Origin of the sequence: Chondromyces apiculatus DSM 436 (genome assembly GCF_000601485.1) — a bacterium.
GTDB classification, from domain to species: Bacteria; Myxococcota_A; Polyangia; order Polyangiales; family Polyangiaceae; genus Chondromyces; species Chondromyces apiculatus.
Window position 1 is genome coordinate 109,270 of sequence record NZ_ASRX01000017.1, and the last position, 22,576, is coordinate 131,845.

Annotated in this window: 15 protein-coding genes and 1 tRNA gene; 3 read left to right on the forward strand and 13 right to left on the reverse strand. The window is 70.5% G+C overall.

Translation table 11 applies throughout. The features are described 5' to 3' along the window. Positions 1-62: 62 nt before the first annotated feature. A complete protein-coding gene (locus CAP_RS12900; protein ID WP_044240391.1) occupies positions 63-4,643 on the reverse strand; it encodes a VIT domain-containing protein in 4,581 nt (1,526 codons plus the stop codon). A 4-nt stretch (positions 4,644-4,647) separates the two neighbouring features. Beyond that, positions 4,648-5,235, reverse strand: a complete 588-nt coding sequence (locus tag CAP_RS12905) for an RNA polymerase sigma factor (RefSeq protein WP_231511415.1) — start codon at positions 5,233-5,235, stop codon at positions 4,648-4,650. A 174-nt stretch (positions 5,236-5,409) separates the two neighbouring features. Between CAP_RS12905 and CAP_RS12910 the strand changes: the two genes are divergently transcribed. Continuing rightward, positions 5,410-6,753 (forward strand): S1C family serine protease, encoded by a 1,344-nt coding sequence (locus CAP_RS12910; protein ID WP_081864836.1) that lies wholly within the window; start codon positions 5,410-5,412, stop codon positions 6,751-6,753. A gap of 177 nt (positions 6,754-6,930) precedes the next feature. Further along, on the forward strand, positions 6,931-7,704 hold the full coding sequence (locus CAP_RS12915) for a Stp1/IreP family PP2C-type Ser/Thr phosphatase (protein ID WP_044240394.1): 774 nt from the start codon (positions 6,931-6,933) through the stop codon (positions 7,702-7,704). 52 nt (positions 7,705-7,756) lie between these two features. On the opposite strand, the gene CAP_RS12920 is transcribed toward CAP_RS12915, so the two are convergent. From CAP_RS12920 to CAP_RS12935, 4 genes are all read right to left on the reverse strand, one after another. Next, positions 7,757-8,149: a hypothetical protein gene (locus CAP_RS12920; protein ID WP_044240397.1), complete on the reverse strand. Its 393-nt coding sequence runs from the start codon at positions 8,147-8,149 to the stop codon at positions 7,757-7,759. Further along, a complete protein-coding gene (locus tag CAP_RS12925) occupies positions 8,146-8,799 on the reverse strand; it encodes a sigma-70 family RNA polymerase sigma factor (protein ID WP_044240400.1) in 654 nt (217 codons plus the stop codon). Before CAP_RS12925 ends, CAP_RS12920 begins: the two co-directional genes overlap by 4 nt. Positions 8,800-9,001: 202 nt before the next feature. Further along, positions 9,002-9,075, reverse strand: a tRNA-Gln gene (locus CAP_RS12930). A 32-nt stretch (positions 9,076-9,107) separates the two neighbouring features. Further along, a complete protein-coding gene (locus CAP_RS12935) occupies positions 9,108-10,253 on the reverse strand; it encodes a DUF4339 domain-containing protein (protein WP_197041150.1) in 1,146 nt (381 codons plus the stop codon). An 801-nt stretch (positions 10,254-11,054) separates the two neighbouring features. Here CAP_RS12935 and CAP_RS12940 point away from each other — a divergent pair. Beyond that, the gene (locus CAP_RS12940) at positions 11,055-11,648 is read left to right on the forward strand and encodes a hypothetical protein (RefSeq protein ID WP_044240599.1); all 594 of its coding nucleotides are present in this window, start codon (positions 11,055-11,057) and stop codon (positions 11,646-11,648) included. Between the two features lie 53 nt (positions 11,649-11,701). On the opposite strand, the gene CAP_RS12945 is transcribed toward CAP_RS12940, so the two are convergent. The 7 genes from CAP_RS12945 to CAP_RS12975 form a co-directional block, all read right to left on the reverse strand. Further along, positions 11,702-12,274, reverse strand: coding sequence for a hypothetical protein (locus CAP_RS12945; RefSeq protein ID WP_044240406.1), 573 nt, complete (start codon positions 12,272-12,274; stop codon positions 11,702-11,704). Between the two features lie 54 nt (positions 12,275-12,328). Next, a complete protein-coding gene (locus tag CAP_RS12950) occupies positions 12,329-12,970 on the reverse strand; it encodes a glutathione S-transferase family protein (protein ID WP_044240407.1) in 642 nt (213 codons plus the stop codon). An 80-nt stretch (positions 12,971-13,050) separates the two neighbouring features. Next, positions 13,051-15,651, reverse strand: a complete 2,601-nt coding sequence (locus CAP_RS12955) for a hybrid sensor histidine kinase/response regulator (RefSeq protein ID WP_052374990.1) — start codon at positions 15,649-15,651, stop codon at positions 13,051-13,053. 78 nt (positions 15,652-15,729) lie between these two features. Then, entirely contained in the window at positions 15,730-16,998 is a 1,269-nt protein-coding gene (locus CAP_RS12960) for a serine/threonine-protein kinase (protein ID WP_269324271.1), read from the reverse strand. A gap of 311 nt (positions 16,999-17,309) precedes the next feature. Then, entirely contained in the window at positions 17,310-18,734 is a 1,425-nt protein-coding gene (locus CAP_RS12965; RefSeq protein ID WP_081864837.1) for an OmpP1/FadL family transporter, read from the reverse strand. Between the two features lie 109 nt (positions 18,735-18,843). Next, entirely contained in the window at positions 18,844-20,601 is a 1,758-nt protein-coding gene (locus tag CAP_RS12970; protein WP_197041151.1) for an acetyltransferase, read from the reverse strand. Positions 20,602-20,621: 20 nt separating this feature from the next. After that, the gene (locus tag CAP_RS12975; RefSeq protein WP_044240412.1) at positions 20,622-22,562 is read right to left on the reverse strand and encodes a hypothetical protein; all 1,941 of its coding nucleotides are present in this window, start codon (positions 22,560-22,562) and stop codon (positions 20,622-20,624) included. Positions 22,563-22,576 lie beyond the last annotated feature (14 nt).

Sequence of the window (22,576 nt, forward strand, 5' to 3'; positions counted from 1 at the left end):
CCCGAAGAGGGGAAGGATGTGGGGGGAACCGCGAGGGGGAGGAGCCCCCCTCTCGCAGCGTCTCAGAAGCCACCACGCCAGGGGCTGAACACCCTGTCTTCGACAGGGACGAGGCGGGAGGTGAAGAACATCTTCATCGTCCCCAGCTCGGAGCGCGCGCTCGCGAGGGTGAAGGGGATCTTCCGCGTCTCGCCGGGGAGCTTCAGGGTGACGTCGCCCCGCACGATCTCCCCCGTCGTGTCGCGTCCAGCCGCGCGGCTCACCTCGACCACGTAGCTGCCCTTGGGCAGGTTGAGCAGCGCGAGCGTCTCGCGGTGGAGGCTCGTCGCGTCCTGCGCCGTGACCGTCACCCGGGGGGAGGGTGAGCCCATCCAGGAGATGCGGCGGCCCTGCTCGTCGATGAGGGCGACGTCGATGTCGGCCGCACCGGTCCACTCGGCCACGAGCTGAACGTCGCCGCGCAACGTCAGTGCCCCCGGGGTGGTGGTGCTGGAGGAGACCAGCCGCTCGACCTGCTCCCGCACCTTGGGATCCAGGTCGGCGCGGATCTGGTCGGCCAGGGCGAGCATCCCCTGGGCCCGCGCGCACTGCAGCGCGGTGGAGACCACCTTGGCGTCGCCGGGGAGGAGGTCGGCGAGCGCCAGGCGGTGCCTGCACGCAAAGGCCGGTGCACCTGCCATGTCGTGGAGATCGGCCAGGCGGGTCTGGATGGCGCGGTCGCCGGGCCGCACATCGGCGAGCCCACCGAGGATGCGCGCTGCGCGGTCGCGCTCCCCCTGCCGCGCTGCGAGGTCGGCGCGGGCGATCAGCGCGTCGGGGTCGAGCGCGTCCCGCCCGCTCCAGCGCGAGGTCAGCTCCTGCGCCTCGCCGAGACGGCCGCTCACCGCGTACAGCGCGTAGAGGCCCACCGTCTTGTCGCGGCTGTTGGGGGCCGCGGAAAGCTCGCTCTCGGCCGCGAAGAGGCGGCTCGCGTTCTGCGAGACCAGGGTGTTCACGGCCTCGAAGCTGCCCTTGCGGTCGAAGACCCGCCGCATGGGGACGAACGCGCGGTCACGCGGCGGCGTCGTGGGCGGGTTCCACTCACGACCGCGGCGGCCCCACCCCGAGGAGGACTTCTTCTCGGCAGACAGATCCCCGGGCGGCCCCGACGTCGCCGTGGGCGCAGGCGGCGGCGCAGGGCGTGGCGCGCTGCGCGTCATCGGCCCGCTCGATGAACGGAAGGCGCCGCCCTGAGGCTCGCTGGCAGGCGCGCTTCCCTCCATCTCGAAGGCGTCGTCGATCCGCTGCTCCTTCGCCTTGGCGGGAGACTGAGCCGCGGCGCCCTTGCCGAGCGCGGTCTCCTCTGCGGCTTCGTCGGGAAGCTCGCCATCGGCGTCGGCGCTCGCGCTCTCGGCGGTCACCTCGCCGGTGAAGGCCGGGGCGATGCCGCTCCGGTCCAGGCCGAAGGCCTTGAACATCGCCTCGCTCTCCAGCACGAGCAGCGAGGTGTAGCGGCTCGCCACGTTGAACCGCCTGGACAGCTCGATCACCGTGGGCTTCTGCGCCTCGCTCCCGATCCGCTCGAGTTCGGCGATCTTGGCCGCCGCATACAGGCGAGGGACGAAGGCATTGCCGGCGCTGGTGCTCGGGGCGATGGAGACCGGGTAGCTCTGCTCGAACTTCTCCCCGCTCACCTTGCCGCGCAGGCGGATCGTGCCGTTCACGTCGGCGCCTGGGCTCATCCGCGCGAGGATGAAGGTCTCGCTGCCGGCGCGGATCGGGTCGAGGCGCGCCGGGGTGACCTGGGTCAGGCCCGACGGCAGCTCCACCTCGGGATCGCGCAGGACGAGTCCATACGCTGCGCCGAGCACGTCGAGCGCCGCCGTGGAGACCCGCTGACCGGGCACGTAGGGGACCACCACCCCGCCCCCACCGCGCGCCAGCGCGAGCAGCGAACTCGTGTCGGCATCCGCGCCGAGCGCGACCGCCACGACGGCCGCATCGCCCTCGGGAAGCGCCGCCCGGACCGCGGCCTCCAGGTGCGCCCCGCGCGTCGGGCCCACGGTGGGGGTGCCGTCGCCGAGATAGACGATGCGCAGCTCCTTGTCGCCGGCGGAGCCTGCCGCCGCGCGCGCGGCGATCATCGCTGCCGCCAGATCGCTGCCACCGTCGGGCTCGATGCGGCCGAGGAAGCGCTCCACCTCCCCCGCGGCTGCGGCGCCGGGCGCCATCGGGCGCGAGGTGCCGGCGCTGTCATCCATGGCGCGGCACACGGTGTCGCAGGCGAGCAGCACGAACTCGTCCCGCCGATCCATCTCCTTCACGATCGACGACGCCAGCCGGGTCGCGCGCGCGAAGCGCTCGCCCACCATGGAGCGGCTGGAGTCGACCACCACCACGTGCCGCCGCTCGCGCGCCTCGCTCCAGCGAGGGAGCTTGGGCCTGACCGCGATCGCGACGTAGGGCGAGGCGTCGCGCACCGTCACCTGCGCGGCCTCGATCGCGGCCCTCTCGTCGGCGCTCTTCGCCTTGCTCGCAGCCTCCACCAGCGCCGCATCCGACCCGGCCGGCGCGTCCGAGCGGTAGGCCCACGCCGTCACCTCCTTGGTGCGATCGGGGAGCGCATACTCGAGCGTCAGATCACCCGACGGTGTGAAGCCTTGCGCCGAGAAGCCGCGCCGATCCAGGGCGCTGTCGGTGCCCGAGGGCGTGAGGTCGTACCCGCGCGCGTTCACGCCGAACTCCTTGTCGTGCCCGAGCACCTGCACATCGAGCGAGAAGTCGCCGACGCGGGTGGTGCCGTTGTCGTCGTGCGCGAGCGGGTAGGTATAGCGCCGCACGCCGCCCGATTGCTCGACGAGCTGGGTGTAGGTGAGCACGACCCGCCGCGAGCCGCGCTTCGGGATGGGGAAGATGCGCAGCTCGAACCGCCCGCCCCGCTGCCACTCGAGCAGCGCCGGATCGCGCCACGGACCCGGTACCCAGACGATCTCCTCGCGGGGCTTCGGCGCCTTGGGGGCCGCGTTCTGGATCACGCCACGCCAGATGGCCGCGCCGCGGTCGCGATCCACGAACGCCCCCTCCATCAGCTTGCCGTCGACCTCCAGCGCCAGCCGCTCGATCTGCGCCCCCGGCGGGAGCGGGAACCGGAAGATGCCCTCCAGCTCCTCGTCCGTGTCGTTGGTGAAGGTCTCGTCGACCTCGGTGCGGGCCACCACGTCGACGATGCGCGCCTTGACGGCGTGCTTCGAGAGCCTCACGGCGCCGTGCCGCTCCTCGGTGGACCCCGGCTTGCGCGCCCGGAGCTCGCCGAGGCCGCGGAGCACGGGCGCGTCGACCTCCTCCGAGGAGCGATCGCTCCACTCCATCACGTCCGACAGCGAGCTCGCGCTCGCCACTTGCGGCGCGCCATCGCGCGCCACCGTCGCCTCCTCGCCGGCGCGCACCTCCACGGACGACCCGCGGCTGCCGCTCACCCGCACGCTCCCGCGCGCCACCTCCACCGACGACCGCGCGTCGCTCGCGGTGATGGCGAGCTTGGTCCCCAGCACCTCGACCTCGCCCTGCGGGATCAGAAAGCGCGCCGGCTTCGAGCCCTCGGCCCGCGCCACGTCGGCGACGACCATCCCCGCCTCGACGCGGGCGGTCCGGTCCGAGCCTTCCCCGATCCACACCCGCGACCCGCGATCGAGGGCGAGCTGGGTGCCATCGCCGAGCGCGAAGTGAGCGCGCGTGCGCGCGTCCGTGCGCAGCGTCACGGGCAGCGAGAGAGCCGCTCCCTCGGCGAGCGGCGCGCACGCCCCGGCCTTGTCGCAAGCCTCCAGACCTCCGGCCTTGTCGGCCGAGGCCCGCTTGATGCCCTCGACCTTCCCCGACCACGGCTCCGCGCTGGCGACCTCCGCCTCGCCGTGAGGCGCCCGCCCCTTCAACCAGAAGCCGACACCCGCCGCGGCAGCCGCGGCCACGAGCGCCGCGGCCACGAACGAGGTGCGCTTGAAGAGCGGCACCACCTTGCCTTCACGCGGTGCCGTCGTCGACGCCGGCGCACGCGCGGGTCCAGCCCCACCCTCGTTCGTGTCGTGCAGCGTCGCGACGGGACGTACTGCCTCGCGCGCAGCGCCGTTCCGCTGCGTGTCCAGCACGTGCTGGCTCGCCGCCGAGACTGCGGGTTCTCGCACGCCCGAAGCCCCCGTGTCCCGAGGGGCCTCGTCCCGTGCAGGAGGCTGCGTCACGACGGCGTGCTGCGCCGGAGCGCCCTGCGTCGTGACGAGAGGCTCCCCCGGCTCCGTGCGCGAAGCTACCGGCGAGCGCGATGCACCTGCTGCGCCTTCCCCCACGGACGCGCCTGACGCGCCTGACGCACCCGACGCACCCGACGCATCGGATGCACCTGACGCATCTGACGCATCTGGCACGTCGGACGGCCTCGCGGCGTGGAGGCGCGAGACGAGCGCTTCCACGAACCCGTCTGCAGGTCGGAAGTCTGCGCCCGCACGGGCGACGGCCTCCGCAGCCTGCATCGCCTCGTGCCGGAGATCGCGGCAGACGTCGCACTCGGCGACATGGTCGAACAGCGCGGCAGGTGCCGTCCCGTCCAGCACCTCCGACAGCCGCTCCTCCACCTCACCGCAAAGAACAGCCGACCCCTTTTCGTCGCTCGCCATGGCTCTACTCCTCGCCCAGCTCTGCACGCAGTTTCGCCAGCGCACGGCTCACGCGCTTGCGCGCTGCCGCTTCGTCCACCCCGCAGGCGATGGACAGTTCCTTGAAAGACAGCCCGCCCTCGAAGCGGAGCACCACCGCCTCGCGCTCGCTCGGCTTCAGCTTCGCCAGCGCGGCGCGCGCGCGTTCGGCGCGCTCCTTCTCCAGCGCGAGCTCGCCCGCGTCGGGCCTCGGGCGCGTGTCGTGGACCAGCCGGAGCCTGGACTCCCGCCGCGTCTTCATCTCGGCATGACGCCCGCAGAGACGACGCGCGATCCCGAAGAGCCAGGCGCGCACGCTCCCCTCGGCCCGGTACTGGGGAAACGCGTCGTAAGCCGCGAGCAGTGTCTCCTGCACCATCTCCTCGGCCTCCGCCTGGGACCCTGTAAAGGCCATGCAGAGCTTCCCGAGCGCCATCGCGTGAGCCCGGGCACAGTGCGTGAGCGCCTGCCGGTAATCTCCCGCTCCGATGAGCGCCTCGATCGAGCGCCCCTCTTCATCCTCAGACCCCACCAGCGCCAGTCCAGCCGCCATACCCGCCTTCTCGCTGGCCATGTGTCCTCGTCCCCCCGATTCGTGACCGCTTTTTTTCGCCCGACGTCGTTTTCGTCACCGTCCGTGGACGTCCGCGTCGCCCGACTCCCCGCCCATCTTTCAACGTACACTGGTCCGCCCTTTGCAATTGGCCCCGACCGCAGCAAACTCCGGATCCGCGACGAGGAGCCGCCCATGATCGAGATCACCCCTTCGAGCCTTGCGCCCATCGCCACTCCCGGCCCCGTGGTTGACAGGCCTGCTGTGAAGCATCGTCAACGCCGGCTCCTGGCGTGCCTCACGCTCGGCCTGTGTGGCCTCCTCGTCACACCGCGGGCGATGGCCCAGGACGACCCCGATCAGGAGGCATCTCAGGACGAGGCGGAGGAGGAGCGGGCGCCGGCGCCGCCCCCCCGACCCACCAGCAAGAAGAAGAAGGCGCCCCCTCCCCTCCCTCCGCCCCCCGCTGCCGACGCGCAGGAGCCCGGAGAGGAAGCTGCAGAGGACACCCGGGAAGCGACCGCCAAGGCCGGGAAGGACGCGAAGCCGAAGGCGCCCAAGGCCCCCACGCTGGAGGAGCGGGCGCTGCGGGGGGTGGTGGTGATCGCGCGCGGAGATCAGGTGCTCGGCATGGGCAGCGTGCTCGCGGGCGACGGGCGCATCCTCACGGCGCTCTCGACGCTCGGACCGGGCAACCACCTGGAAGTGCGCTACGCCGATGGCACGCAGGCGCGGGTCAAGCTCGGGCACCATGACCGGGTGTGGGACCTCGCGTTGCTCATCCCGCAGAGCGGCAAGTGGAAGGAGGGGCTCACGGCATCCGCGCGGGATCCGGTGCGCAAGGACGCCGAGATCCGCTCCTTCACGGCGGTCCGGGGCAAGCCTGCGGCAGCGCCCCTGGTCCTGCGAGGCAAGCGGAACCTCCTCGGCGGAGACGATCAAGAGCTCGACGACGTCCTGGATCTCGGCTCCCGGGTCTCCCCCGCCGACCTGGGCGCGCCCATCCTCGACGAGGAGGGGCGGGTCGTCGGCGTCCTTGGCCGGGGATGCGCTCCCAGCGACGGAGACAAGCCCTGCTCCCCGGTGGCCTTCGGCGCGCCCATCCACGCCATCCGCAACTTCCTGCGCACGGTCCCGCCGACCGCCGTCCAGCCCTCCGGGTGGCTCGGCATCCAGGGGGTTGGTGAGACTGGCACGCTCGCGAGGGGCGTCCGGGTCACGGGCGTCCACCCCGGCGGACCTGCCGACGAGGCCAAGCTCAGAGGCGGCGACAAGGGGATGGCCGACATGATCCTCGCGGTGAACGGCACCCCTGTCACCACACCGGAGGCGCTGTCGGAGGCCATCCGGATCCACGCGGTCGGAGAGAAATTGCCCCTCATCGTGTTCGGTAGCGATGGCCGTTACCGGCAGGTCACCGTTACTCTGCGCGCTGCACCCGATGCCAAGGCCGCTGCCGCCCAGAACCCGGCTCCTCCGGCCGACCCCCCTCCCGCGAGCGCCCCGCGCCGGAAGGCACCTGCCGCCCGACCGCGCTGACGCTGGCAAATTCTCTATCTGGCACTCACAGACAAAGGAGTTTTGCTCCCCGAGCGCGATCCCGTTGACACATTGGCGCTGTAACCTCCAGGATGACCGCTGGAGCCGCCGGCTCTAGCCGCGCTTTCAGGCGCGAATCTCCGGGCCCGCCGTGATGGGCTCGCTTCCGGGTGACTCGTGGCTCAACCGTTCCGCATCGAAGTCGCCGGCGAGACCAACGTCGGGCGCAAGCGCAACCACAACGAAGACAACTTCGGCATTCTGGTTGAGTATGGCCTGTTCATGGTGGCCGATGGGATGGGTGGCCACGCTTCCGGCGAGGTCGCCTCGAAGATGGCCGTCGACTCCATGCAGGAGTTCTTCGCGGCCACCCAGGAGGACCCGGAGCGCACCTGGCCATACAAAATGGACAGGACGAAGGGTTACGAGGAGAACCGGCTGATCACCGGAATCAAACTCGCGAACCTCCGGATCTACGAGACCGCCCAGCGTGAGGCGCGCAAGCGGGGCATGGGGACGACGTTCGTCGGCATCTTCACCGCCAACGACGGCATCTACATCGCCCACGTCGGTGACAGCCGGGTCTACCGCTTCCGCGACGGCAACCTGGAGATGCTCACCGAGGACCACTCGCTCCTCAACGACTACATCAAGATGAAGCGCCTCACGCCCGAGGAGATCGCGAACTTCCCTCACAAGAACGTGATCGTCAGGGCGCTCGGCATGAAGGACACCGTGAAGGTGGACACCCGCTTCGAGACCCCGAAGCTGAACGACGTCTACCTGCTCTGCTCCGACGGCCTCTCGGGCCCCGTCTCCGACGAGGAGATCGCCGAGATCCTCGGCAAGTACTCCGACATCCAGACCGCGACCTCGAAGCTCATCGAACGCGCCAACGAGAACGGCGGTCCGGACAACGTGACCAGCGTCCTCGTGCGCTGGACGCAGTAACTCCCCGCGTTCCCCTGAGGCGACCAGCGCCGGCCCTTGCCCGGTCAGCGCTTCAGGGGAGGGCGCCTCCGCCCCACGGGATCAGCACCAGCAGGACGAAGGCGATGAGCACCAGCATCAGGATGCTGGTCGTCAGGTAGACCGAGCGCGGCGAGCGCGTCGTGCTCCATCCATCCGCGTAGAACTTCCCGCGCGAGCGGTGACGGATCCGCCGCTGCACCCCGCGGAGCATGTCGCGCGGCACCTCTGCCGGAGGCTGCAGCGCGCCGCGCAGGAGCTCGCGCACGTCGACCTCGTCGAGCATCGGCTCCTCGTCCATCACCTGGTCCTCGGGCGAGGACTGCTCCTCCTCCATCGTCGGGGACGCGGGAGGCAGATCGCTGGAAGGCGGGTCCCCCATGTCGCCTCCCGATCGGCCGGGCCTGGGCTCATCCGTTGTGCTCATCTGCCGCCCTTCAGCTTCTCACCCATGGCCTTCTCGACAAGGGCCTTGAGCTGCGTACGCGCCCTGTGGATGCGGCTCTTGACCGTCCCTTCCGCCAGGCCGGTCACCGCCCCGATCTCCTCGTACGAGAGGTCCTCCACGTCGCGGAGGATCAACACCTCGCGGAACTCCGGATCCACCTGCGCGATGGCGCGCTTCACGACCATCTCGAGCTGCATGCCCTCCACCAGCTCGTCGGGGCGACTCACGTCGCCGACGCTCACCCCCTTCGCGGCGGAGAGGGGAGCCCGATCCACCATCGCGTCGAGGTCGTCGGTCGAGCTGGCGTAGCGGCGGGACAGGTACTTCGAGCGGTTCTTGCAGAGGTTGACGGCGATCCGGTAGATCCACGTCGACAGCTTCGAATCGCCCCGGAACTGGTCGATGGCCTTGAAGACCTGCACGAACACTTCCTGGGACAGATCCTCGGCCTCCTCGCGCCGACCGAGCATGCGAAACACCAGGCCGTACACACGGCGCTCGTAGAGGACCACGAGCTCGTTGAACGCGCTCTCGTCGCGCGCCACGAGCCGCGCGATGAACTGAGCCTCCTCCTCGTCGACCACGCCGTCCGTGCCTCCGGAGCCCGGTGCCCCCTGCTCAGAGAGCACCGTAAACAACCAGGGCTCGGGCGCGCTACTACCTCGTCGCTTCTCCTCTGGAAACCTCCGGCGCGCCTCGTCCCTGGACCCCGCACGCGGGGCAGGGTCGCCTGGTTTCCGGGGTGCTCCCCCCAGGCGAGCCAGCTCGCGGAAGAGCGGATGACGATCGCGCGGGTCCAAGACGACCGCTACGAGTCCGCGGGGGGCCTTCTGGTTCCGGCGCGTGGATTCGAACCACGATTAGGGGATTCAAAGTCCCCCGTCCTGCCCTTGAACGACGCCGGAGTAGTGCCGCTTGCCTGCGGTGCGCCGGCACCTTAGCGCGAGTCAGCGCGCTCCGCACCAGCCGCGTCGGCCCTCCGACCGCGGAACCGATCGGCGTGACCACGCCGCAGCCGGTGCTGACCACGCTCCGCGCAGCGCGGACCGCTCTGCGTCACCTGCTCCCCCGAAGGAGCCGCCTCGACCCCCACCACGTCGGCTGAAGCGCCGGAGTCTCCGCCGCTCACATCCTCTCCAGCAGGCGCCGAGGTTCCCGACGTCACATCGGGAGGCAGCGCCGCGGACACATCCAGGGCCAGCGCCTGCGGCGGCTCCCAGGTCTCTGCCAGGGCAGCGCCGATCGCCACGCCAGCGAGCGAGAACCCTGCAGCGACGAGCACTGCGTCCCGCCGACGCCCGAGCCGGGCCGCGAACCGCTGAAGCCTCGAGGCGCGCACCGGGGACAGCTCTTCCGGCAGCCGCGCCGCCCTGTCCACGTTCAGGGGCAGCTCCTCCTCTCCGCTCGCAGAGGCGGCTCCCACCTCTCGCTGGGCGCCGGAGGCGCGCGAGGTGGCAGGGGGAGGTGCCACCGGAAACGACGTCGGCAGCTCCAGAGAGATCGGATGTGACAGCGCCCGCTCGGACAGCTCCGGCGTCTCCGAAGGCGAAGGCTCTGGCGTGGACACCATGGTCGGCAGCACGGACCGCTCCTCGCGGCTCCCTCTGGAGACTTCGCCCTCGTACCCGTGCGCCGGATCGACCCCTGCCCAGTCCCGCACCGGGCCCAGCTCCGCGGGGGTCATCCCTGCGCTCACCAGCGCCGTCGCCGCGTCGCCACCGGCGGCCTCCTCGGACCTGTCCAGCCGCGACACCGTCCACCGCAGCTCCCGCACCTGACGGGCCTCGGTCCAGCACTCCAGGCCCTCGCGCCACACCCGCGTCTCGGGAGGCAGCGCGCCAGACTCCAGCGCCTGCCACAGCGCCCCCGAGCTCATCGCCTCGAGGGCTTGCCCCCGGTCGACGCACCACGGCATCGACCTCGGCCCTTCCCCGCACGCCTCCTCGACCGCGCTGTCCACGGCCGGCTTGACGCAGGGCATCGTCAGCGCCTCGGAGGACGAACCTGCCCGAGCCGTGCTGCTCCGCGGCAGCGTGCCCCCATCGCCATCCTCTCGCACCCTGTCGTACGCCGCGTATTCCATCGGCACTCCGCTCCGCGCCAGGGATGCTCGCCGCAGCGCGACGTCATCCCGAGCTTGATGCGCGCCCGCGAAGACCACCTGCGTCTCCTGGACGTGCCCCGGTGAGAGCGTCGTTAACCAAGGTCGCCCGATCGGGCCAAGAAACCACCACGGCCAGGCAGCCTGCACCGATGGTCAGGTGAGCCACAAACTGCCGCCCTATTTGCCTTGTTGTGGGCCCTTCGCTGCCCGGGCCAGGCGTCACTGCCCGTGGTTCGTCAGCGCGAGGCGTCACCGCCCGTGGCCCCTCAGCGCGAGGCGTCACCGCCCGTGGCCCCTCAGCGCGAGGCGTCACTGCGCGCAGAGCACTGCGTCACCGCGCATCGTCGAAGCACCAAAGCACCGCGTCAGGGTTCGCCAGAGCGCTGCGTCATCTGCTGAAAAGCCCCAATCGCGCCGCGGTTGCGCTGTCTCACCCGTGCGGGGGCCTGTGACCAATCTGTCGCGCGATCTGACGCGCATTCGCTCACAGCGCATGAATGGTTGGATCTGACGTGAAGCTGTCGCGGGGAGGGTGCTTATCTGTTGCTGCAACCGTCGAAATCCGGAACGTCTCGGAATACCGCTGCTTTGCCGGGCGTATCGCTGATCGTGGCGGGTGTGGACATCACCGAAGAGCTCTGTACGGGAGGACGTTCTCTGTCCCATCCGACGGCTAATTCAATGGGTTTGGAGTGCCATCCGTGTTAAGACCGGAACACCTAAAACGCAGGATTGAGCGGTCGCCACGTCGTGGCGCACCGCGACGCAGAGGAGCATCCCATGGACAAGATCTCGCTGACGTACTTCGTGGACTTCGTGCTCAAGGCCGGAACCCCCAAGCTGGCCGGTGTCCGTGAGTGGAAGGAGCGCAAAGACGATCTGAGCTTCGACTTCTACCGGCAGATCCGCGAGGCCATCGTGGACATGCACCGCAACGGCAAGCCCGACACGGTGCTCGACGAGTTCCTCGCGGCGCAGCGCGACGAGCGCCGGCGCCGGGTTTACCCCTCGATTGTCGAGGGGTATCGCAAGCTGCAGGCCTCGTCGAAGATGACCTGGTTCGAGCCCCCGGTCGGCTCCTGCAAGCTCGGTGACGTGGAGATCAACATCAACCCCGACCTGGGTCTGGTGATCGACGGCAAGCCGCACCTCATCAAGATCTACTTCCGGGGTGAGCCGCTCTCGGCCAAGCGCACCACGGTGGTGCTCAACCTGCTCGCGGGCGGCCTTGCCGAGAGCAACCCGGGCAAGGTCCTGGCGCTCCTCGACGTGCGCAATGCCAAGCTCCACACCTTCAAGGCGCCGAATCCCCGCCTCGGCGTGCTGCTCCGCGGCGAAGCTGCCGCATTCTCCACGATCTACGCCGCGCTATGACCTGATGACCCCCGGCGCTGCAGGGGCACACCCCCTGCAGCCCGGCGTCAAGGTCACGGCCAGATCACGTCGAATTCGCACGTCGTGGCGCCCTTGAACCGGCACGCCACGTGTGTCGAGCGGACGCCCAGCGCGCCTGCGCTCCGCAATGCCCGCTCCTGCCAAGCCGGCACCCCCACCGCGCAGGTCACCGGTCCAGGACCACGCTCCACGGAGCGCGGCGCCGTGAGCCGGAGCAAGAAATGACGGGGGCCACGCTCCACCGGCTCCATCACGCCCACATCGAAGTAACGCTCCCACAATGAGCTGGCACGGCGCAGCACCAGCGCCGGCGATCCCATCTTGAGCAGCACCTTGAAGAAGGTATTCAGGTCCGTCTCCGCAACCTGCTCGGCAACCTGCCGAAAGCTCTGCGGATCCCCTCCCCCGAACTGCGCAATGTAACGGTCGACCAGGTCATTCCAGAGTCGCACCGGATACCAGGAATTCGGCAGAATCAACCCGTGAATGGCCGCGCCCTGCTCGGCGTCGAGCCCCGAGGTCCAGCGCTTCATCCCGGAAGCGCCGTACCTCTGGCCCACGACCTCCTTGAGTTTCCCCAGCGCGCTACCCTTGACATTGCCCATGCGTGGCGGTCCCTGCAGCGCATCCTACCCGGAGGCGCTACGCGGAGGAGCCGGTCACGTGGGGAAGTTGTGCTTGAAGACCTCGGCGAGCACCGGGTGGGCCTCTGCCCGCTCCGCAGCCGCGACGGCCCGGGGTGCCACCGCACGGATCCGCGCGCGACCCGGCCTCCAGCGGGACATCGCCGACCCGTAGACATCGAGCATGGTGAGCTTGTCACCGAGCAGGTACTGGCCCGGGGAGAGGTTCTCCTCGATGTTCTTCCAGCAGCTCAGCGTCCGCTGCACCGTCGCCTCCTTGAGCCTGTTTCCGGCCTCCTCACCCTCGGCTCCCCACCGCGCCGGGTAATCACCGACGGTGTACATCGGGTAGATCGCCGCAACGAAGTAGATGAGCCAGCGCAGGAACACGGGGCGCCGCGGATCACCGGGCGGCGGCGCGAGATCGGAGCCCGGGTGCCGTTCGAGAAGCCACAGGATGATCGCTGCGCTCTCCGTCATCACGGTCCCGTCGGGGAGCACCACCGTCGGCACCTGCCCCAGCGGATTCAACCTGAGCAGCGCATCGAACGCTGGCCCCGGGGCCCCCGGCTCGACCTCGTGCAACGTGTACGGCTCGCCGACGAGCGCGCAGGCCGCTTCGACGATCACCGAGCCCCACCCTTTGAAACCATGAATCGCCAGCACCGGTTCGGTCATGAGCCGACCTTTCCTGCAGGCGTCCTCCCACGTCAACTGGACCCCCCGTACTCCGGGCGGCGTCACCCGGGATCACCCATTCACGCAGGCGCAACGGAGCCCAGAACCGAGAGCAGCTCGGTCGGCTCCACCGGCTTGGCCAGGTGCATGTCGAAGCCCGACAGGAGGGCCCGCGTCCGGTCCTCCACCCGCGCGTAGGCGGTCAGCGCCACCGCGGGCGTGCGCCCACCCTGCTCCGGCGGCAACGCGCGCACCTGCTCGATCAGGCTGTAGCCATCCTGGCCCGGCATCCCGATGTCGGAGACGAGGATGTCCGGACGCACCTTCTGCAGGGTCTCCAGCGCCTCGGCCGCGGAGCTGGCGCAGGTGACCGCCATCCCGTGCTCCCCGAGCACCGCGGCGATCAGGTCGCGCGCATCCGGCTCGTCGTCGACCACCAGCACCCGCAGCCCTGAGACGCCGTGTTCGCTGCTCGCGAGGGGCTCCACCGCCGTCCCCTCCGGCTTTGCCCGCAAGAGGGGCGCCTCCGTGAGCAGCGCCAGAGACAGCGGGAGCTGCACCTGGAACTGCGCCCCCTGCCCTGCGCCTCCACTGAGCGCGGCCACCGTCCCGCCGTGCAGCTCGACCAGATGCTTGACGATGGTGAGCCCCAGGCCGAGCCCCCCGTGGTGGCGCGTCGTGCTGGTGTCGGCCTGCCGGAAGCGCTCGAACACGAAGGGCAAGAAGAGCGGATCGATGCCCTTGCCCGTGTCCTCCACGGCGATCTCGGCGGCGGATGCGGTCTGGCGCAGCACGATCCGCACCCGGCCCTCCCGCTCGGTGAACTTCACCGCGTTCGACAGGAGGTTCCACACCACCTGCTGCAGGCGCTCCGCGTCTCCCAGCACGCGCCCCATCGCCGGATCGATCTCCGCCTCGAGCCGCACGCCCTTGGCCTCCGCCGCGGGCCTCACCGCGTCGAGCGACGCCTCCACCACACGCGCGAGATCCACCGGCTTCACCTGCAGCCGCAGCTTGCCGGTGGTGATCCGGGTGATGTCGAGCAGGTCCTCGATGAGCTGGGTCTGCATCCGCGCGTTGCGCTCGATGGTCTCCAGCCCTCGCTGCCGCATCTCGTCCGAGAGCTGCCGGTGCCGCAGCATCGACGCCCACCCCAGGATGGAGGTCAGCGGCGTGCGCAGCTCGTGGCTCACCACCCCCAGGAACTCGTCCTTCGCCCGGTTCGCCTCCTCCACCCGCCGCCGCTCCGCCTGCGCCATCTCGAAGAGCATCGAGCTCTCCACGGCCACCCCCACCCGGCGCCCCAGCTCCTCGGCCAGGGCGAGGTCCACCTCGTCGAGCAGGTGCCGCGAGGCGAGCGTGAGCACGCCCAGCGAGCGCCCGCGCGCCAGGAGCGGTGTCACGATCGCCGAGCACAGCCCCAGCCCTTCGAGCAGCCCGAGCACCTCGCTCCCCGCCCCCAGGCTCGCGTCGACCTCCCGCCGCTCCTGCACGATGAACGGCCTGCGAGAGCGGTGCGCCCTCGTGATCGGGTGCTCCTCGGTGAGCGCGCGGAGGCGGCGCTCCTCGCGGAGCCTGACCTCGACCACCTCGTCTTCGCAGGCCACGTGCAGCTCGGGAGAGAGCGCTTCCTCGCTCGCCGCGAGATCGATCAGCGCGACCGTCGCCAGGTCCGGCAAGAGGAGCCGCAGCACCCCGGCGAGCATCCCCCCCATCTCCGACGACGCCGTGAGCACCTTCCCGGCCGCCGCCAGGATCTCCATCCCCCGCTGGCGCCTCCGCTCCTCGGTCACCTCCTGGCTGACCACGTTGATGCCGATCACCTGCCGGTTGCCGTCGAACAGCGGGTAGAAGCTCTCCACCCACGTGCGCTGCACCCCCGGGCGGGCCAGCGTCTCCCCCCGCAGCTCGATGTCCAGCACCGGCTCCCCGGTCGCGAGCAGGTGGCGCAGCTCCGGCTCGGCGCGCTCCACCACCGTGGGGAGCAGCTCGCGGATGCTGCGGCCGATGTGTGCCGCGGAGGGCAAGCCGTTGTTCTCGGCGAGCCGGTGGTTGATGCGCACCCACCGCAGCTCGGTGTCGAGCACGCACAGCCCCACGGGCGCGTGATCGTAGACCGACTGTAGCTCCACCATCTGCCGCAGTGCCAGCGCCTCGCTCGCGCGCAGCGCCGCGATCGTCGCGAGCTGGCTCTCTGCGAGCTCCTCGGCGCGCTGCCGCGCCTTGACCATCTCGGTCACCTCGTGGCCGATGTACACGAGCCCGCGGACCTGCCCGGTGTCGTCGCGCAGCGGCTGGTAAATGAAGTTGTGGTAGCCGACGCGCCGCGACCCATCGGCGCTCCGGAACGAGGTCGGCGCCTCTCGCGCCGAGTAAGGCTCACCCGTCTGGTAGACCCGATCGAGCAGCAGGAGGTATCCCTGCTCGACGAGCTCGGGTAACCCCTCGGCCACCACGCGGCCCACCATGTCGCGGCCCACCGCCAGCCGGTGCGCCTCGTTCTGCAGCACGATGCGGTGCGAGGGTCCCAGCGACACCGCGATGGACGCCGGCGCCTGCATGAAGAGCGCCTGCATCTGCGGCGAGATCACCGACGTCTCCTGCTCGGCCCACGCCGCAGCCAGGACACCGGAGAGGTCACGAGACAGGTCCTTCGGAGTGGGTGGCAGCTCGGCTGGCATGACACCTTGGCTTTACCTCCGCCAGGCCCCTTCGGCCAGCGCCGACGGCTCACGATGCAGCGGTCATCACGCGCGCGATCAGCCGTCGCGCTGCGCCGTCGACCAGCACGCCGAGAGCGACGCACCGGACGCATCGCTCACCACGCCGCGCGCCGCCGCCCAGGCCGCCATCGCGCGTCCCAGCTCGCCCATCGTCGCCCAGCGCGCCCCGGGCATCTTCGCCATCCCGCGCTCCAGGATCGCCCACAACGCAGGTTCCCCGGCGAGCACCTCGGGCCGCACCGCGGGCGCGTGCAAGATCGCCGTCACCGTCTCGGGCATGCTCCCTCCCTCGAAGGGCCGCCGCCCGGCCATCGCCTCGTAGAGCGTCACGCACACACCCCACACGTCGGTGCGCTCGTCGGGCTCACCGTGCACCGGCCGGATCTGCTCCGGCGCCATGTACACCGGGCTGCCCAGCACCATCCCTTGCAGCGTCAGCCGCGGCGACGCGGTCCCCGTCGTCATCCCCACGATGCCGAAGTCGATGAGCTTCGGCGTGAGCCGCTCGCTCTCCTGCACCAGCACCACGTTGGCCGGCTTCACGTCGCGGTGCACGATCCCCTCCCGGTGCGCCGCCGCGAGCGCGCCCACGATCGGCAGGAGCATCCGCACCGCCTCCACCGGCTGCATCCGGCGCCCCTCCGCGACCCACTCCGACAGCGACACCCCGTCGAGCAGCTCCATCACCAGGAACGGCTCCCCCGCCTCCGACTGGCAGAAGTCGATCATCCGCACCGCCGCCGGGTGCGTGACCCGCGCCGCCGCCCGCGCCTCCTTCATCAGCCGCTCCGCCGCCCGCGGCACCTCCGTGTCCGGCCGGATCAGCTTCAGCGCCACGTCCACGTCGAGCCCCAGGCTCCGCGCGCGCCACACCGACCCCATGCCTCCCTCCCCGATCGGCTCGATCAGGCGGTAGCGCATGGCCAGCACGTCGCCCGGCAGGTAGCAGCCCGTCAGCGGAGGCGCCGAGTCACGCCGCCGCGAGCGCGGCTGCACCAGCGTCGCCTCCAGATCGCACGACGCCCGCTGCTCCCTCGTCTCCTCCTCCGCAACGAGCACCGGCCTGCGCAGTTCCTGCGCCTGTCGACCTTCCCCCACCCGTCGACCTTCCCCCACCCGTCGACCCTCCCCCGTCTGCTGCTTCTCCCCCACCCGTCGACCCTCCCCCGTCCGCGGCTGGAAGATCAAGCTGTAGCCCGTCGACGAGCCGGTCCTCTCTCTGTCGCTCTCCTCGGGGGTCGCAGGCTTCTCGGCCCCGACGCGCGGAACGCGGAGCCCTCCGGGCGTCTGGCGGTCATCCTTCATGCGGCGCACCATCACGGGGGGATGCGGCTGCAAGATGCAGGCCCTGCACCCGCTCGGGCATCTCGCGTCTCGGAAGCCCCATCCCGCACACCGACGGAGGTGAGCGCTCTCGCCAGCGGCAGCCCAAGCCCGCGTACCGCTGTCCGTTCCGTGGTCCGAGCCACCTCTCCACGGCCCCTTCACTGCCGCAGGGCCGCGCGGATCTCGGGACCTCTGGCCGGACTGGCTGACCACTGGCCGGCCACCGGCCAGCCGCGCCGGCCAGCCCCACACCCTGCGTCCCTGGCCGCATCCCCCCGCTCCTCGCTGCGTCAGAATTTGAAGCGCAGGTGTCCGCCCAAGGCCGCCAGAAACATCCCGTACGTTCCGTTGCCCAGATCGTGGTCCGACTCGGTCACGGTGCGCGGCAGGATGCCCTGCAGCCGCGCCTCTCCGAGGAGCGAGAAGCCATCCGTCACCTCCAGCTCCCCGCCCACGCCGCCGATCAACCGGTGGCCGTCCGGCGAGGCCACGTCGATGGTGCTGTCCGGCGACGCGGGCGACTGGTACCCCGCCGTCACCCAGGCCTTCATCCACGACGTCGCCCGGTACTGCGCGCGCGCCTCCACCCAGATCGTGTCGCTCCAGTCGCGCGGCAGCCGCACCTTCACCCGGTCACCGATCCCGAGCTTCGGCTGGGCGAGATCCGGCGAGCGCGTCTCCACCACGAACGCGTCCACGTCCGAGTAGGTCACGTACTGCACGAAGCCATCCACCCGGAACGCGTCCGACGCCTGGAAGCCCGCGCCCAGCGTGATCCGGCGCGGCAGCCGGAACGTCAGCTCCGCGTCCCCCTGGAGCAGCGGCTTGTACTGCAGCCCCTGCGACACCAGGTCCTGGGTGAAGAGCGGGTCGTTCATGTCGATGGCGAAGTCGCCCACGTAGCGCATCCGGCTGCCGTGCTGGTACGCCGCGGCGAGCGTGAGCGCGTCCGTCGTCTGCCAGGTCAGCCCCACGTTGAACGTCGCCCCGTGCGACAGCGCCCGCTTCACCGAGATGGGGCGCGACAGCACGTCGAGCTCCCGCACCTCCGTCGGCGCGTCGGGACCGAAGTCGTTGGGCTGGTTGATGGGATCGTTCGCGAACGCCCCCCGGAACTCGTCGAGCGAGGCGAAGTCCTGCAGCTTCGACAGCTCCGCCACGCCCGTCACGTACGAGATCCCGAGCCCCGCCGCGAGCCTGTCGGTCAGGCGCACCCCGGCGCTCGCCGTGATGAACGAGGCCACGATGAACGCCTCCCGGAGCTGCCACGCCTGCGCCCCGTCCGCGGGAAAGCTCAGCGCCGCAGCGTGGGGGACGTAGACCCCGAGCCCCACCGTCAGCCGCTCGTGCACCGGCACCGCCAGGAACGCGTCGCCCGTCGGCGCGATCGGCGTCGCCCCCACCTCCTCCGTGAAGCCCGTCTTGCTCGCGTCGATGTTCGCCGGATCGAGGGGCGTCTTGAACTGGAAGGTGTCGGGCGTCTGGTAGCGCCCGATGCGCTCCCTCTGGTAGGTCACCCGTCCCAGAATGAGCCCCGCCCCGAGGAGGAGCTGGGGGCGCTTCACGAACGCGAGCCCCGCCGGGTTCCACTGCACGGACGCGGCGTCGGCCGTGGTCGGGCCGGCGTCACCCGGCCCCACGATGGGCGCGTCGAGGCCGGAGGCGCGCGCCGCCGCTGGCGCGAAGGTGACTCCGCCGAGGAGGGCGGCGGCCATTGCGACGAGATTCCTGCGGCGAGCTCTCATTGCGTCAAACATCCTCCCGTGACCCTCTTCCGCGCGAGCGCGCGCGCCCTGCAATGCGTGGTGGGCGAATGGCGTGGATTCAGCGAATGCGCGTCAGCGTCAGCGCCGCCTTGTGCAGGCTCGGCTTCTCACCCGCATCCACGCGGTAGACCGCGCCCCCGTCGTCCTCGAAGAACAGCGAAGTCCCCACCGGAATCGCCACCTTCTCGTGCGCCCTGTCGCCGTCCACCTCCTCGCGCGAGGAGATCTTCTCCGCGAGATCCGCGTCGGCATAGAACCCGGGGTGCTGATAGCCATACTCCCGGACGGGGTTCCCCTCCGCGTCGAGCCGCAGATCCTCCGGCGCAATGAAGTAGAGGAAGTCCTCCCCCTCCGCCGTCTGGTAATAATAGAAATCGGCGTCCCCCGCGGTGTTGTCATTGAGCTGCTCCGCCACCCCGCGCAGCGCGCTCGGATTGCCCTGGATGTTGTCGCGGATGCTGGTGACCAAGGTCTCGGTGCTCACCCCCACCGGCACGTCGCGCACCGTGATCTCCACGTCGGCCGCGCCCTCCGCGAGCTCCCCGTCGTGGAGCCTCACCTGCGCCACCTCCAGCAGCACGTCCCAGAAGTACGACGGCGGCGGCGGCGGCTCATCGAGGACCACGCTGGGATCCACCTGGATGTCCACCCACCCCGTCCCGTCCACGCAGACGTTCACCGCCTCGAACGGCTCCTCCACCGTGCCCTGCGGCGCATAGACCGAGCAGTGCTCGGTCAGCGCCTGCGCGCGCGCGAACCCCGCCGACGCGAGCAGGTGCTCCATCTCCCACCGCGGCGTCTCCCACACCGGCGAGTTGCCGTACGGCAGCGGATCCCGCGCGTCTCCGCTCGGCAGGAACCCGTCGTTCTCGCCGATGGCCATGGTCAGCTCCCCGATCTTCAGGTCCTCGGCGAGCCCCTCCAGCGACAGCCAGTCGGGCCTGTCGAAATCGAAGATGTTCTCGATCTGACCGCCGGTGCTGTTCACGCTCGCCACCGTGGCGTTCGTCGCGTCCACCCCCTTGTAGGGCAGGGCGTTGAGGTTCACCTTCACCTTCATCCGGAAGGCGTCCGTGGCCGCCGACACCGGCGACGAGGCCACCACGAACCCCGGGTGCGCCGGCGCTCCCTCTTCCCACGCGGGCGCGGGCCCGAACCTCTCCGCCAGGCTCGCGAAGCTGTCGACGACGTCGGCGAGGTACACGGGGATCGACCCAGGCGTCACCAGGTAGAGCCCATCGGGATGGTCCACGTTCACCGGCCCGCGCCGGAATTGCGCGTTCGGGTGCGTCGCCACCACGTTGCTGAGCACCGCCTGGGCCGTGGTCTCGGTGGAGATGAGCGGGTCGTTCTCGCCCACCTGGGCGAGGTCCGCGAGGATCAGCGAGGGCGGCAGGCCCACCGCCTTGCCCACCCCGAGCAGCGGTTCGAGCCGCGTCCCGCGCAGGTCGGTGCTCTCGGCGGTGAGGTTGAGGAGCTTCCAGAGGTTCCGCGCGGGCTGGGCAAGCGCGTGCGCCTCGGCCGGCGGCAGGTACGCCACCTGCTGGAGCGCGTTCTGCACCAGCGTCGACATGTCGAGGTCGAGCAGCCACGTGTCCTGAAGCACCCGCGTCGGCAGGGCCTTGAGGTCCGTGAGCGTCAGCGACTGCTGGAACTGCTCCACGTCGAACCGCAGGAACCGCAGCTCCACCGTGCGGCTCTCGCCCACGGCGAGCGTCGACGTGGGCGGCGTCTCGTCGAGGGTGACCTCGGTGACGCAGCCGGACAGCGTGGCCGCGAGGAGCGGCGCAGCGAAGAGGCAAAGTGCACGTCGCATCATCGTTCTCCCTGACGCGCTCACAGTTCCACGCGGTGGACGTCGGCCGTGATCTCCAGCGACCCGGCCTCGGGGACGAAGAAGCGCACCTCGTACCGCGCGCCCTCGTCGTCCTGCATGTAGAGGACCGTCTCGCCCTGGGGCAGCAGGAGCTTCTCGTGCTCCGTGTCCTCCACCCCGTCGATGTTCTTCGCCGAGAGCCGGCCCTCCTCGCCGAGATCCACGTCCTTGAAGAACCCCGGGCGCTCGTAGGTGTACGCGCGCGGCGCGTCGGGGTTACTCGGGTCGGGACGCAGGTCGGACTCGGCGACGAAGTAGAGGTACGGCTGACCGCCTTCGTCGGCGCGCCGGTAGAAGAAGTCGAGCGCGTCGTTGTTCTTCCAGAACCGCCCCAGGATGACCTCGGCGATGTAGTCCTCCTGGCTCTGCAGCGCCGGCCGCATCTGCGCGACCAGATCGGGCCCGGTCAGGCCGATGGGCACCTCGTGCAGCGCGAAGACGGGCGCCGCCGCACCCTCGTCGATGTCGGGCACACCGTCGCCATCGGGATCGTGCACCGCCACCTGCGCCACCTCCGACAGGAGTTCCCAGAGGAACTGCGGCGCCGGCACCTCGAGCGGCGGCTCCCCGCTGAACTGGAACTGGTTCATGAAGACTGTCCAGCCGGTGGGGTCGGGAGCCTGTCCGATCTCCACCCCGGTCCGGCACACACCGCCGTAGGTGAAGTAGCACTTCTCGAACATCCGCTGCTCGTAGGTGAGCAGCCCGGCCCTTCCCACGATGGACTCCAGCAGGAAGGGGCGCAGCGTCCACAGCGTGTCGTTTCCTACGGGCGTGCTGGGATAGTTCCCCTTGCACGCCTCCGTCTCCACGCACGACGGCACGATCCCCACCTGCTCGCGCAGCGAGAAGCGCATGTCCATCGTCGGCGCCTCGGCCACCCCCTGAATGTCCAGCCGCTCTGGATCGAGGAAGTCGAACGCGAGCGCCGCGTCCCCCTCACGCAGGAACATGTCCCCGGCCCCCTCCGACAGATCGACGCCCGAGACCCAGCGCAGGTTCGACTCCGCCACCACGCGCATCGTGAAGGCAGGCGTGAGCGCGTCGCTGCGCGTCGTGAACCCATCGCTGTCGGGCACCAGCACCCCCGGGTGCTCCCCGTTCCCACTCCAGGGGGCCGCGCCGACCGGACCGAGCTTCGTCGCGAGCGGCGTCATGTCGTTCAGCGCATCGAACATGGTGATCGGCAGCAATCCCTCCGCATTCCCGATGGCCGGGTGCGTCCCCATGAGCTGCTGCTTCAGCACCGCCACGAGCTGATCGAGCGGCACGAACGGCGCCGTCTTCGGGATGCCCATGCTCTCCGCCAGCACGCCCCCGAAGGTGATCGAGAACGTCGAGGGGTTCTCGCTGATGAGCTTCTCGAAGTCCTCCAGCGAGGTCCCGGTCACGTCGGCGTTGGCCGGCGTCATGCTGAGCAGCCGCACCATCGCGAACTCCGGCGTCGTCTGCCACGCAGCCCCGAAGCTCTGCCCGAGCGCCGTCGCCGCGCAGTCGTGGCCCGGATTCAGGCTATCGGCCTGCCACCCCGTCCCGCAGGCGTTCTGGATCCGCGTGAGCACGTTGCCGAGCATCGCCGTCGAGTCCACGTCGAGGAGCCGGATCTCCCGCGCCGCCTCCTCGCCGAACACCTCGAGCGCCTTCTGCTTGTCCAGCTCCAGCACGATGGGTGGCGGCGGCCCGTCCTCGATGCGCAGGAAGAACCGCGTCGGCGCCTCCGTGACGCCGCTCGACGTGCTCGCCGTGCCGCCTCCCGCACCTCCCGCACCGCCCACGTCTCCCGCGCCTCCTGCACCACCGCCCGCGCCTCCCACCCCGTCGTCACCGCCGTCGCACGCGACGAGCGGGCCGCCGAGGAGCAACACGAGCGGGAGCGAAGCGAGGACCGACCAGCATTTCATCGCAAGCGACTCCC